This window comes from Hydrogenophaga sp. PML113 (genome assembly GCF_001777155.1).
Classification (GTDB): Bacteria; Pseudomonadota; Gammaproteobacteria; order Burkholderiales; family Burkholderiaceae_C; genus Hydrogenophaga; species Hydrogenophaga borbori.
In genome coordinates this window covers 238,404-250,666 of record NZ_MIYM01000002.1, presented here as the reverse complement: position 1 = coordinate 250,666, position 12,263 = coordinate 238,404, and the positions used below count along the sequence as shown (strand labels likewise).

Annotated in this window: 12 protein-coding genes; 9 read left to right on the top strand and 3 right to left on the bottom strand. The window is 69.6% G+C overall.

All coding sequences use genetic code 11. The annotated features are described in order from the left end of the window. Positions 1-47: 47 nt before the first annotated feature. Entirely contained in the window at positions 48-518 is a 471-nt protein-coding gene (locus tag BHU06_RS04775; RefSeq protein ID WP_070398000.1) for a YhbY family RNA-binding protein, read from the bottom strand. 39 nt (positions 519-557) lie between these two features. Here BHU06_RS04775 and BHU06_RS04770 point away from each other — a divergent pair, with 39 nt between their 5' ends. The 5 genes from BHU06_RS04770 to BHU06_RS04750 all read left to right on the top strand — a co-directional run bounded on the left by BHU06_RS04770 (position 558) and on the right by BHU06_RS04750 (position 6,097). After that, positions 558-1,223 (top strand): RlmE family RNA methyltransferase, encoded by a 666-nt coding sequence (locus BHU06_RS04770; RefSeq protein WP_070398248.1) that lies wholly within the window; start codon positions 558-560, stop codon positions 1,221-1,223. A 157-nt stretch (positions 1,224-1,380) separates the two neighbouring features. Then, the gene (gene ftsH / locus BHU06_RS04765) at positions 1,381-3,297 is read left to right on the top strand and encodes an ATP-dependent zinc metalloprotease FtsH (protein WP_070398246.1); all 1,917 of its coding nucleotides are present in this window, start codon (positions 1,381-1,383) and stop codon (positions 3,295-3,297) included. 74 nt (positions 3,298-3,371) lie between these two features. Then, positions 3,372-4,196 (top strand): dihydropteroate synthase, encoded by an 825-nt coding sequence (gene folP, locus BHU06_RS04760; RefSeq protein ID WP_070398247.1) that lies wholly within the window; start codon positions 3,372-3,374, stop codon positions 4,194-4,196. Positions 4,197-4,271: 75 nt separating this feature from the next. Further along, on the top strand, positions 4,272-5,606 hold the full coding sequence (gene glmM, locus BHU06_RS04755; protein ID WP_070397999.1) for a phosphoglucosamine mutase: 1,335 nt from the start codon (positions 4,272-4,274) through the stop codon (positions 5,604-5,606). Then, on the top strand, positions 5,606-6,097 hold the full coding sequence (locus tag BHU06_RS04750) for a GNAT family N-acetyltransferase (protein ID WP_070397998.1): 492 nt from the start codon (positions 5,606-5,608) through the stop codon (positions 6,095-6,097). The genes glmM and BHU06_RS04750 overlap by 1 nt, the downstream gene beginning before the upstream one ends. A gap of 21 nt (positions 6,098-6,118) precedes the next feature. On the opposite strand, the gene BHU06_RS04745 is transcribed toward BHU06_RS04750, so the two are convergent. Both BHU06_RS04745 and BHU06_RS04740 read right to left on the bottom strand, forming a co-directional pair. After that, positions 6,119-7,324, bottom strand: coding sequence for an exo-beta-N-acetylmuramidase NamZ domain-containing protein (locus BHU06_RS04745; RefSeq protein ID WP_070397997.1), 1,206 nt, complete (start codon positions 7,322-7,324; stop codon positions 6,119-6,121). 11 nt (positions 7,325-7,335) lie between these two features. Continuing rightward, entirely contained in the window at positions 7,336-7,869 is a 534-nt protein-coding gene (locus BHU06_RS04740; protein ID WP_139146951.1) for a DOMON-like domain-containing protein, read from the bottom strand. Positions 7,870-8,004: 135 nt separating this feature from the next. Here BHU06_RS04740 and BHU06_RS04735 point away from each other — a divergent pair, with 135 nt between their 5' ends. Genes BHU06_RS04735 through BHU06_RS04720 form a run of 4 tightly spaced genes read left to right on the top strand, consistent with a single transcriptional unit; the run spans position 8,005 to position 12,260 of the window. Further along, the gene (locus BHU06_RS04735) at positions 8,005-8,748 is read left to right on the top strand and encodes a GNAT family N-acetyltransferase (RefSeq protein WP_254668122.1); all 744 of its coding nucleotides are present in this window, start codon (positions 8,005-8,007) and stop codon (positions 8,746-8,748) included. Then, the gene (locus tag BHU06_RS04730; protein WP_070397995.1) at positions 8,748-9,677 is read left to right on the top strand and encodes a UDP-2,3-diacylglucosamine diphosphatase; all 930 of its coding nucleotides are present in this window, start codon (positions 8,748-8,750) and stop codon (positions 9,675-9,677) included. Before BHU06_RS04735 ends, BHU06_RS04730 begins: the two co-directional genes overlap by 1 nt. Further along, positions 9,674-11,752: a polyphosphate kinase 1 gene (gene ppk1 / locus BHU06_RS04725; protein WP_070397994.1), complete on the top strand. Its 2,079-nt coding sequence runs from the start codon at positions 9,674-9,676 to the stop codon at positions 11,750-11,752. Before BHU06_RS04730 ends, ppk1 begins: the two co-directional genes overlap by 4 nt. 25 nt (positions 11,753-11,777) lie before the next feature. After that, positions 11,778-12,260, top strand: a complete 483-nt coding sequence (locus tag BHU06_RS04720) for a histidine phosphatase family protein (RefSeq protein WP_070398244.1) — start codon at positions 11,778-11,780, stop codon at positions 12,258-12,260. Positions 12,261-12,263 lie beyond the last annotated feature (3 nt).

The following is a 12,263-nucleotide window of genomic DNA, read 5'->3' as shown; positions in this document are numbered from 1 at the left end:
ATGGGTGGCGGCGGGCGGGAGTTCAAGCCGTCGGCGCAAGCAGGCGCTCAGCCGGCGTTCTTCTTGACACTCTTTTTGCGGACTTTGGCTCGCTTGACCTGACCGCCGGGCGTGATGCGCTGGTTGCCCAGCACCTTCACGACCTTGACCTCGGGTTTCTGGCCGGGGCGCTTGCCGAACTTGAGCACCTTCACTTCGCGCGGACCGGGTTTGCGGTCTTCATCGGCGGGGCGGGCTTTTTCGGGCAGGGGGCGCCAAAGCACCAATAGCTTGCCGATGTGCTGGATCGGCGCGGCGTCGAGGGCCTCGGCCAGCTCGGCCAGCATGGCCTCGCGCGCGGCGCGGTCGTCGTTGAGCACGCGGATCTTGATGAGGCCGTGCGCCTTGAGCGCGGCATCGGCTTCCTTGCGCACGGCGGGGGTGAGGCCGTCGTTGCCGATGTGGACCACGGGGTCGAGGTGGTGGGCCTCGGCGCGGTGGACCTTGCGTTGGGCGGGCGTGAGGGTGATGGAGGGCATGGGAGAATTATCGTTTACCACCCCCAAGCACGCATGGGCATCAAGGTCCGCACCCAGAGCAAGAAGGTCAACAAGGCCTGGCTCAACGAGCACGTGAACGATCCTTACGTGCGCCTGGCCCAGAAAGAGGGCTACCGCGCCCGGGCCGCCTACAAGCTCAAGGAAATCGACGAAACCCTGGGCCTCGTGAAGCCCGGCATGGCCGTGGTCGACCTGGGCAGCGCCCCGGGCGCCTGGAGTCAGTACCTGCGCCGCCGCCTCAGTCCACAGGGGGCGGCGGCCGGAAGGCTCAACGGCACCATCGTCGCCCTCGACCTGCTGCCCATGGAACCGGTGGAGGACGTGCTCTTCATCCAGGGCGACTTCCGCGAGGCCGAGGTGCTGGCGCAGCTGGAGGCGGCGCTGGCCGAGCGCGGCCTGGCCCAGATCGACCTGGTGGTATCGGACATGGCGCCCAACCTCTCGGGCGTGGCCGACGCCGATGCCGCCCGCATCGAGCACCTGATCGAGCTGGCCGTGGATTTCGCCCGCGCCCACCTCAAGCGCGAGGGCGCGCTGGTGGTCAAGCTCTTCCATGGCGGGGCCTATGACCCCATGCTGGCCCTGTTCCGGCAGAACTTTCGGGTCGTCAAGGCGATCAAGCCCAAGGCCAGCCGCGACAAATCCGCCGAAACCTTCCTCGTTGGCCTGGGTCTGAAGGGCTGAATTGCCCGTTCGTCCGATGAATGGGCGGTGCGGGAGGGGCAAAGCCAAGACGCCCATTGACATTTCCACGTCACCGACGAACGGCAGGGGGACTTGAAAGTCCTAGAATGCCTTGCATATGCGTGCAAATGCGCGCGTGCGCACCCAGGAGCAGCAGTTGAACAACCAGTGGTTCTCGAAAATCGCCGTGTGGATGGTCATCGCCATGGTGCTCTTCACGGTCTTCAAGCAGTTCGACGGCCGTTCGACCGCAGGCGCGGGGTACATCGGGTACTCCGAGTTCCTTGACCAGGTCAAGGCCCGCCAGATCAAGAGCGCCACCATCCAGGAAGGCCAGGGCGGCACCGAAATCGTGGCCGTCACCCAGGACGACCGGCGCGTGCGCACCACCGCCACCTACCTCGACCGGGGCCTGGTCGGCGACCTCATCAATTACGACGTCAAGTTCGACGTGCGCCCGCGCGAAGAAGGCTCGCTGCTGATGACCCTGCTCGTGAGCTGGGGCCCCATGCTGCTGCTGATCGGCGTCTGGATCTACTTCATGCGGCAGATGCAGGGCGGTGGCAAGGGCGGTGCCTTCAGCTTCGGCAAGAGCAAGGCGCGCATGCTCGACGAGAACAACAACACCGTGACCTTCGCCGACGTTGCTGGCTGCGACGAGGCCAAGGAAGAGGTGAAGGAGGTCGTCGACTTCCTGAAGGACCCGCAGAAATTCCAGAAACTGGGTGGGCGCATTCCGCGCGGCCTGCTGCTCGTGGGCCCGCCGGGCACCGGCAAGACCCTGCTGGCCAAGTCCATCGCGGGCGAGGCCAAGGTGCCGTTCTTCAGCATCTCGGGCTCCGACTTCGTGGAGATGTTCGTTGGCGTGGGCGCGGCCCGCGTGCGCGACATGTTCGAGAACGCCAAGAAGAACGCCCCCTGCATCATCTTCATCGACGAGATCGACGCGGTCGGCCGCCAGCGCGGTGCCGGCCTCGGCGGCGGCAACGACGAGCGCGAGCAGACCCTCAACCAGATGCTGGTCGAGATGGACGGCTTCGAGACCAACCTGGGCGTGATCGTGGTGGCCGCCACCAACCGCCCCGACATCCTCGACGCCGCGCTGCTGCGCCCGGGCCGCTTCGACCGCCAGGTCTACGTGACGCTGCCCGACATCCGCGGCCGCGAGCAGATCCTCAATGTGCACATGCGCAAGATTCCGCTGGGCACCGACGTGAACGCCGCCATCATCGCGCGCGGCACGCCGGGCATGAGTGGCGCCGACCTGGCCAACCTCTGCAACGAGGCCGCGCTGATGGCCGCCCGCCGCAACGCGCGCACCGTGGAGATGCAGGACTTCGAGAAGGCCAAGGACAAGATCCTCATGGGCCCCGAGCGCAAGAGCATGGTCATGCCCGAGGAAGAGCGCCGCAACACGGCCTACCATGAGGCCGGCCACGCGCTCATCGGCAAGCTGCTGCCCAAGTGCGACCCGGTGCACAAGGTCACCATCATCCCGCGCGGGCGCGCGCTGGGCGTGACCATGAGCCTGCCCGAGAAGGACCGCTACAGCTACGACCGCGAGTACATGCTCAACCAGATCAGCATGCTGTTCGGCGGCCGCATCGCGGAAGAGGTGTTCATGAACCAGATGACCACCGGTGCCAGCAACGACTTCGAGCGCGCCACGCACATCGCGCGTGACATGGTGATGCGCTACGGCATGACCGACGCCCTGGGCCCGATGGTCTACGCCGAGAACGAGGGCGAGGTCTTCCTGGGCCGCTCGGTCACCAAGACGACCAACATCTCCGAGCAGACCATGCAGAAGGTCGACTCCGAGGTGCGCCGCATCATCGACGAGCAGTACGCCGAGGCGCGCCGCCTGATCGAGGAGCACGCCGACAAGATGCACGCCATGGCCAAGGCCCTGCTCGAATGGGAGACCATCGACGGCGAGCAACTCGACGACATCATGGCCGGCAAGCCACCGCGTCCGCCCAAGGACTGGACGCCGCGCAACCCCGTGGGTGGCGGCGGCAGCGGCGGCGGCTCGTCCACCGTGACGCCCGACCCGGCGCCCAACGCGGCCTGATCGCCAACAACACCCACACCACCCGAACGGGGCCCTCATCGGCCCCGTTTTCTTTTCCCGCCCACGTGAGCGCCATGCGCTGGATCACCACCCGCTTCGATATCGACCTCACCGAGCCCCGCGTGATGGGCATCGTCAACGTCACGCCCGACTCCTTCTCCGACGGTGGCCAGCATGCCAGCGCGCGCGCGGCGATCGTGCACGCCGAGCGGCTGGTGGCCGAGGGCGCGCAGCTGCTGGACATCGGCGGGGAGTCCACCCGCCCGGGCAGCCTGCCCGTGCCGCCGGACGAGGAGCTGGCGCGCGTGCTGCCCGTGCTGCGCGAGGCCTTGCGCCTCAACGTGCCCCTGTCCGTGGACACGAACAAGCCGGAGGTGATGCGCGCCGTGCTGGACCTCGGCGCCGACATCGTCAACGACATCTGGGCCCTGCGCCAAGGCGACGCGCTCGAGGTGGTGGCCACCCATCCGCGCGCGGGCGTGTGCCTGATGCACATGCACCGCGATCCCTTGACCATGCAGGTGGCGCCGCTGGAGGGCGACGTGCTGCCCGTGGTGCGCGGTTTCCTGCGCGAGCGCGCCCAAGCCTTGCGCGAGCGCGGCGTGGCGCGCGATCGCATCGTGCTCGATCCCGGCATCGGTTTCGGCAAGACGGTGGCGCAGAACTTCAGTCTGCTTGCGCGCCAGGCCGAGCTGCTGGACGAGGGGTATCCGCTGCTGGCGGGCTGGTCGCGCAAGTCCTCGCTGGGCGCGGTCACGGGCGTGCAGAGCCCCGCTGAGCGCGTGCACGCGAGCGTGGCCGCCGCGGTGCTGGCGGTCGAGCGGGGTGCGCGCGTGCTGCGCGTGCACGACGTGCGCGCCACGGTCGAGGCCCTCAAGGTGTGGCAGGCCGCACGCTGAAGGCGGCCGTTCACCCCAGGGGATCGCGATAATCAAAAGGTCACACAAAACAAGCCATTCCCAGGAGAACAAGACATGGCCCGGCAGTACTTTGGCACCGACGGCATCCGCGGCACCGTCGGTCAAGCCCCGATCACCCCCGATTTCGTGCTGCGCCTGGCGCACGCGGTGGGGCGCGTGCTCAAGCGCACCGAAACCCACCCCACGGTGCTGATCGGCAAGGACACGCGCATTTCCGGCTACATGCTCGAGGCCGCGCTCGAGTCGGGCTTCAACTCGGCGGGCGTGGACGTGCTGCTGCTGGGGCCGGTGCCCACGCCGGCGGTGGCCTATCTCACGCGCGCGCAGCGCGCCAGCCTGGGCGTGGTCATTTCGGCCAGCCACAACCCCTTCGCCGACAACGGCATCAAGTTCTTCAGCGCGCAGGGCACCAAGCTGCCCGACCAGTGGGAGCTCGATGTCGAGGCCGCGCTCGATGAGCCCCCGGTCTGGGTGCCGGCGGCCGGACTGGGCAAGTCGCGCCGGCTCGACGACGCCGCGGGCCGCTACATCGAGTTCTGCAAGAGCACCTGCCCGCAGAACCTGAGCCTCAAGGGCCTGAAGATCGTGGTCGACGCGGCGCACGGCGCGGCGTACCACATCGCCCCCGCCGTGTTCCACGAGCTGGGTGCCGAGGTGGTCAAGATCGGCTGCTCTCCCGACGGCCTGAACATCAACGCCGGGGTGGGCGCCACCCACCCCGAGGCCCTGCTGGCGGCGGTGCGTGAGCACGGAGCGGACTACGGCATCGCGCTCGACGGCGACGCCGACCGCCTGCAGATGGCCGACCGCCACGGCCGGCTCTACAACGGCGACGAGCTGCTCTACCTGATGGTGACCGACCGCCTGGCGCGCGACGAAGACGTGCCCGGCGTGGTGGGCACGCTCATGACCAACATGGCGGTGGAGGTGGCGCTCAAGGCGCGCGGCGTGCGCTTCGTGCGCGCCAAGGTGGGCGACCGCTACGTGCTCGAAGAACTGGAGCGCCACGGCTGGACGCTGGGCGGAGAGGGCTCGGGCCACCTGCTGGTGCTCGACCGCCATTCCACGGGCGATGGCCTGGTCTCGGCCCTGCAGGTGCTCTATGCCTGCGTGGGCAGTGGCAAGACGCTGGCGCAGCTGCTGGCCGACGTGACCCTGTTTCCGCAGACGCTCATCAACGTGCGCCTGCAGCCCGGGCAGGACTGGAAGACCAACCGGCGCCTGGCCGACACCACGCAGGCGGTGGAGGGCGAGCTCGGCGAGGCTGGCCGCGTGCTGATCCGGGCCAGCGGCACCGAGCCGCTGCTGCGTGTGATGGTGGAGGCGCGCGACGCCACCGTGGCCAAGGCCAGCGCCGAACGCCTCGCCGAGGCGGCGAGGGCCGCCTGATGGCCGCCGCTTTCTCGGTGCGCCGCGCCGACTACGGCCGCCCCAGCGACGCGCGCGCCATCGTGGCCCTGCTCGACGCCTACGCCAGCGACCCGGCCGGTGGCGGCGAGCCCCTGAGCGACTTTGCGCGCTCGCGGCTGGTGCCCGAACTCGCGAGCCGGCCCCACGCCTTCAGCGTGCTGGCCTTCGATGGCGAGGCCGCCGTGGGCCTGGTCAACTGCATCGAGGGGTTTTCTACCTTCAAGTGCCTGCCGCTGGTGAACGTGCACGACGTCGCGGTGCTCGCCAGCCACCGCGGCCGCGGCATCGCCGAGGCCATGCTGGCCGAGGTGGAGCGCCTCGCGCGCGAGCGCGGCGCCTGCAAGCTCACGCTGGAGGTGCTGTCGGGCAACGCGCCCGCCATGCGGCTGTACCAGCGCGTGGGCTTTGCGGGTTACCAGCTCGATCCCTCGATGGGGACCGCGCAGTTCCTGCAGAAGTGGCTGGACTGAGGCGCGGGCGCGCTCAGCAACTCAGTAGAGCAGGAAGGGTCGGCGCGCCTCGGTCCACGCGGCCTCGTCGGCCCGCGCCGGCGCGTCCAGTGCCTCGGGCGGCGCGTCCACATCGTCCACCCACTCGCGCAGCAGGGGGCCGCCGTTGATGAGGTCGATGGCCAGGCGGTCGCGCTCGTACTCGTAGGGGAAGTCGCGCCACAGCGGGTAGTCGGGCCGCTGCAGGCGGATGGCACGAAAGGCCAGGGCCTGCAGGCGCCAGGGCTGGAAGGCCCCGTGGTCGTAGTGCGCGGGGTCTTCCACATGGATCTGCACGCCAGCGCACAGCTGGCTTGCGTGCTTGTGGAAGGTGGGCTCGAACCAGCATTCGCGCAGCACGCAGCCGCGCAGCCATTGCGGTGCGATCCGGCGCATGTCGGCCAGCAGGCGCGTGGTGTCGATGTCGGGGGCGCCGAACAGCTCCAGCGGCCGTGTGGTGCCCCGGCCTTCGCTGAGCGTGGTGCCTTCCAGCATGACCGTGCCCGCGTAGGCGCGCGCCATCGACAGGTTGGGCGCGTTCGGGCTGGGGTTGACCCAGCTGCGCTCGCCGATGGGCCAGCCGAAGCCCGGCGCCTCGTCCGGCCGCCAGCCGTCCATGGCGATCACGCGGTACTCCAGCGACAGGCCCAGCGTGGCGATGAACCACTGGCCCAGCTCGCCCATGGTGAGGCCGTGCCGCATGGGCATGGGGCCGGCGCCCACGAAGCTCTCCCAGCCCTCGCGCAGCGTGAGGCCTTCCACCGGGCGGCCCGCCGGGTTGGGCCGGTCCAGTACCCACACGGCCTTGCCCCGGCGCGCGGCGGCTTCCAGCACGTAGCGCAGTGTGGTGATGAAGGTATAGATGCGGCAGCCCAGGTCCTGCAGGTCGACGAGCAGCACGTCGAAGCTGTCCATCATGGCGTCGCTGGGGCGGCGCACCTCGCCGTACAGGCTGAACACCGGGATGCCCCAGCGGGGGTCGGTGTAGTCGGGCGACTCGACCATGTTGTCCTGCTTGTCGCCGCGCAGCCCGTGCTGCGGGCCGAAGGCCGCGCTGAGCTGGAGGTCGGGCAGGGCGGCCAGGGCGTCCAGGCTGTGGGTGAGGTCGCGCGTGACGGAGGCGGGATGGGCCAGCACGGCGACGCGCCGACCGGCCAGGGGCGCGCGCAGCGCGGGATCGTTCAGGAAACGTTCGATGCCGAATTGCATGGGCGGTGTGTTCAGTCGGCGGGCAGGCGCAGTGTCCAGCCCGCGGGGTCGTGGAAATCGGGTGTGGGTCGGGGGTGGTGCAAGGCCCAGTGCGAGACTTGGCCGTGCTGGTCTTCGATCACGGTGCTCAGGCCCAGCTGCCAGGGCCCGGGCGGCAGTTGCCGGCGATCGAGCACGGCGACGAGTTCGACGCCCTCGGCCGTGTCGCGCCGTTCGATCAGGGGCGCGTGCAGCGGTCCCCTCAGCGCATCGCGCACGCGCGTGCGGCTGAAGGCGTAGTCGGCCCACTGGCCCGAGGGGGAGAAGTTGAACTCGCGGTAGGCGCCCTGGCCGGGCTGGCCGATGAAGGCCTCGAAGCAGGTGTGGCGCCACAGGCCGTCGGCCATGCCGCCACCCTGGGGTTCGGGCCAGCGCACCGCGGCGGTGTCGCCGCGCACGCGGTAGTGCAGCACCAGCTCGCGCGGCTCGGCGCTCACCAGCACCGAGACCGACAGCTCGATGCGCGGCGATTCGGGGTGGGGGCAGAGGTTCAGGGCGGCGGACACGGGCGCCATTGTGTCAGCCCGTGCCCCGCGCCGAGTCACGGAACGGTCATTGGCTTGCCATGGGCGCGCCACGCAAGCGCCGCAGCATGAAAGGCCATGGACAAGACCTTGATCTCCGCGGCGCTGGCGCCGCCCATGGCCCCGCCCGCGCCCGAGCGTGCCAGCGGTCTGCAGGTGCGCTGGGCGCGCCACCTCGACGACGTGCGCGCGGCGCAGCGCCTGCGCTTCGAGGTCTTCGCGGGCGAGATGGGTGCGCGGCTGTCCACGCCGCTGCCCGGCCACGACATCGACCTTTTCGACGATTTCTGCGAGCACCTGCTGGTGTGCGATTCCGCGACCGGGGCGGTGATCGGCACCTACCGCGTGCTCACGCCCGTGCAGGCGCGCCGCGTGGGCAGCACCTACAGCGACACCGAGTTCGACCTCACCCGCCTGCGCCAGGTGCGCGATCGCATGGTGGAGCTGGGGCGCAGCTGCGTGCACCCGGCGCATCGCCAGGGCGGCGTGATCCTGGCCCTGTGGGGCGCGCTGGGCGACTTCATGCAGCGCAATGCGCTGGACGTGATGATCGGCTGCGCCAGCATCCCCATGCAGCACGACGGCCGCTTGGCCGCCAGCCTCTGGCGCCAGGTGCGCGAGCGCCACCTGGCGCCCATCGACTGGCACGTCCGCCCGCGCCTGCCGCTGCCGGTCGACCGGCTGGACGGCTCGCTCGAGGTGGAGCCGCCGGCCCTCATCAAGGGCTATCTGCGGCTGGGCGCCAAGGTGCTGGGGCCGCCGGCCTGGGACCCCGACTTCAACACCGCCGACCTGCCCATGCTGATGCGCCTGGGGGATCTGCCCGCGCGCTACCGCAAGCACCTGCTGGGGAACGCCTGATGCGATCCGCTTTTGATGCACTGGGTGGCTGGGCGGCGCGCTCGCGCCTGCCGGCCGGGGGCGGCGGCGCCCTGCCCATCGACCTGGGGGCCGACGACACCGACGATGGCGACACCACCCCCGACGGCCCGGAGCGCGCCCGCTTCCGGGCCGTTTTCATCTCCGACCTGCACCTGGGCACGGCCGGTTGCCAGGCGCGCCAGCTGCTGGAATTCCTCAAGCAGCACCCGAGCGAAACCCTGTACCTGGTCGGCGACATCATCGACGGCTGGCAACTGCGCCGCAAATGGTTCTGGCCGCAGTCGCACAACGACGTGGTACAGAAGCTGCTGCGCCGCGCCCGCAAGGGCTGCCGCGTGGTCTTCGTGCCCGGCAACCACGACGAGTTCGCGCGTCAGTTCGACGGCCACCAGTTCGGTGGCATCGAGGTCAGCAACGAAGCCGTGCACCTCACGGCCGACGGCCGTCGCCTGTGGGTGGTGCACGGCGACCACTTCGACGGCGTGATCCAGTGCGCGAAGTGGCTGGCCTACCTGGGGGACAACGCCTACGAGCTGCTGCTGCGCCTGAACCGCCACCTGAATTCGCTGCGGGCGCGCCTGGGCCTGCCGTACTGGTCGCTCTCGCAGTACCTCAAGCACAAGGTCAAGAAGGCCCTGAACTACGTGATGGACTTCGAGCGCGCCGTGGCGGCCGAGGCCCGCTCGCGCGGTTACCACGGCGTGGTCTGCGGCCACATCCACCGGCCCGAGATGCGCAGCATCGATGGCACGCTGTACTGCAACGACGGCGATTGGGTGGAAAGCCTGTCGGCCCTGGTGGAGCACCTGGACGGCCGGCTGGAATTGGTGCACTGGGCGCCGGGCGCCTTGCCCGACGGCATCGCGCATGGTGAAAACGCGCGCGGCCAAACCATAATCGGCGCATGACCGGCTCCGCCTCCATTCCGCGCTTTTCCCTTCTCGATCGCGACCACAGCATCCTCGCGTTCAACGAACGCGTCATGGACTGGGCGCGCCGCCCCGATGTGCCCGAACTGGAGCGCCTGCGCTACCTCAGCATCGTCTCCAGCAACCTGGACGAATTCTTCGAGGTGCGCATGGCGCCTCAGCTGGCGGCGGCCAAGGCCCACGAGACGCGCGGCCTCTACACCGCCCAGACCTTTGATGCTCTGTCGGCCAAGGTGCACGAGCTGGTGGCTCAGCAGTACGCCATCTACAACGATGAGCTGCTGCCCGCGCTGGAGAAGAAGGGCATCAAGATCGTCGCCCACAGCGAGCGCAACGCGCGCCAGCGCCGCCATGTGCGCGAGATCTTCCACAACGAGGTGCAACCCCTGCTGATGCCCGTGGGCCTGGACCCGGCGCACCCGTTTCCGCAGGTGGCGAACAAGTCGCTCAACTTCATCGTGCGCCTCACAGGCAAGGACGCCTTCGGCCGCGAAAACGAGATCGCCATCGTCAAGGTGCCGCGCATCCTGCCGCGCTTCTTCCGCCTGCCGTCGGTGAAGGGCTCGCGGCAGATTCATTTCGTCTCCATCTCCAGCCTGATCCGCACGCACCTGGGCGACCTGTTCCCTGGCCGCCAGGTGACCGAGTTTTCGCAGTTCCGCGTCACGCGCCACTCCGACCTGGCGGTGGACGAGGAAGAGGTGAAGAACCTGCGCACCGCGCTGCGCAAGGGCCTGCAGCAGCGCCACTACGGTCAGGCGCTGCGGCTGGAGGTCTCGGCCGGTGCCTCCACCTTCCTGTCCGACTTCCTGCTGGAGCAGTTCGGCCTGCCCGAGGCCTGCCTGTACCGCGTGCCCGGCCCGGTGAACCTGGTGCGCTTGAACCAGCTCATCGACAAGGTCGACGCGCCCGAGCTGCGCTTCGAGCCCTACCTGCCCGGCTGGCCGCTGCAGCTCACGCCGGGCCAGTCCTTCTTCGAGCGGCTGCGCCAGGGCGACGTGCTCATCCACCAGCCGTACGAGAGCTTCGACGCGGTGCTGTCCTTCCTGCGCGAGGCGGTGGAAGACCCCGACGTGCTGGCGATCAAGCAGACCATCTACCGCACGGGTGCCAAGAGCGAGCTCATGGATCTGCTGCGCGAGGCAGTGCGCCGCGGCAAGGAAGTGACGGCTGTGGTGGAGCTCAAGGCCCGCTTCGACGAGGAAGCCAACATCAACTACGCCGAGCGCCTGGAGTCCGTGGGCGCGCAGGTGGTGTACGGGGTGGTTGGCCTCAAGACGCACGCCAAGATGCTGCTGATCACGCGCCGCGAGGCCGAAGGCCTGCGCCGCTACGCGCACCTGTCCACCGGCAACTACAACCCCGGCACCGCGCGCGTCTACACCGACCTGAGCACCCTCACGGCGGACGAGGCGCTCACCGCCGACGTGGACCAGGTTTTCCTGCATCTGGCCAGCCAGAACCGCCTTGCTCGGCTCAACAAGGCGCTGATCGCGCCCTTCCTGCTGCACAAGGCCATGCTCGACAAGGTGGCCGCCGCCGGCGAGGCCGCGTCACGCGGGCAGGACGCGCGCATCACGCTGAAGATGAACGCGCTCACCGACGAACCGCTGGCGCGCGCGCTGGCCGCGGCCTCGCAGCAGGGTGTGAAGATCGACCTCATCGTGCGCGGCGCCTGCGTACTGCCGGCCGGCGTGCCTGGCTTCACCGACAACGTGCGCGTGCGCTCGGTCATCGGCCGGCTGCTGGAGCATTCGCGCGTGTACCACTTCCGCGTGGGCGGCGAGGAAGAGGTCTGGCTGGCCAGCGCCGACTGGATGAACCGCAACATGCTGCGCCGCGTGGAGCTGGCCTGGCCGGTGACCGATCCGGCCCTGCGCCAGCGCATCGTGGACGAATGCCTCAACGCCTATCTGCACGACACGCGCGATGCCTGGCTGCTGCAGCCAGACGGCCGCTATGTGCCGGCCGGGCAGGGCGCCTCGGGGCGCCAGCGCCACCACTTGCAGTCGGCCCAGGCCAGCCTGATGGCCCGGCATGGCGGGAAAGGCTGAAGGCATGGCCATGACGGTGCGCGGCATGGACCTGATCCTGTGGCGCCACGCCGAAGCGCAGGACCACCCCGACCCGGCCGAGGGCCTGCCGGGCGACCGCCACGACCTGGCGCGCCGGCTCACGCCGCGCGGCGAGAAGCAGGCCGCGCGGATGGCGGCCTGGCTGGACCGCCAACTGCCCGAGGGCGCGCGGGTCTGGAGCAGCCCGGCCGCTCGTTGCGAGCAGACGGTGATGGCGCTGGGCCGGCGCTACAAGCTGAGCGAGGCGATCGCGCCCGAGGCCAGCGCCGAGGCCCTGCTGGACCTGGTGCAATGGCCGGCGGGCAAAAGCCCCGTGCTGGTGGTGGGCCACCAGCCCACGCTGGGCCAGGTGGTCGCGCGCCTGCTCGGTTTCACCGAGGACGATTGCTCGGTGAAAAAAGGCGCGCTGTGGTGGCTGCGCCACCGCGAGCGCGCCGGCGTGGGCGAGACCGTGGTCGTGACGGTGCAGACGCCCGAGATGCTGTGACGC

Bases quoted from the DNA above. Each gene is read 5' to 3' on its own strand.
- BHU06_RS04775 (WP_070398000.1), bottom strand. From the start codon at position 518: ATGCCCTCCATCACCCTCACGCCCGCCCAACGCAAGGTCCACCGCGCC.
- folP (WP_070398247.1), top strand. From the start codon at position 3,372: ATGCGCTGGATCACCACCCGCTTCGATATCGACCTCACCGAGCCCCGC.
- glmM (WP_070397999.1), top strand. From the start codon at position 4,272: ATGGCCCGGCAGTACTTTGGCACCGACGGCATCCGCGGCACCGTCGGT.
- BHU06_RS04750 (WP_070397998.1), top strand. From the start codon at position 5,606: ATGGCCGCCGCTTTCTCGGTGCGCCGCGCCGACTACGGCCGCCCCAGC.
- BHU06_RS04745 (WP_070397997.1), bottom strand. From the start codon at position 7,324: ATGCAATTCGGCATCGAACGTTTCCTGAACGATCCCGCGCTGCGCGCG.
- BHU06_RS04735 (WP_254668122.1), top strand. From the start codon at position 8,005: ATGGCCCCGCCCGCGCCCGAGCGTGCCAGCGGTCTGCAGGTGCGCTGG.
- BHU06_RS04730 (WP_070397995.1), top strand. From the start codon at position 8,748: ATGCGATCCGCTTTTGATGCACTGGGTGGCTGGGCGGCGCGCTCGCGC.
- ppk1 (WP_070397994.1), top strand. From the start codon at position 9,674: ATGACCGGCTCCGCCTCCATTCCGCGCTTTTCCCTTCTCGATCGCGAC.
- BHU06_RS04720 (WP_070398244.1), top strand. From the start codon at position 11,778: ATGGACCTGATCCTGTGGCGCCACGCCGAAGCGCAGGACCACCCCGAC.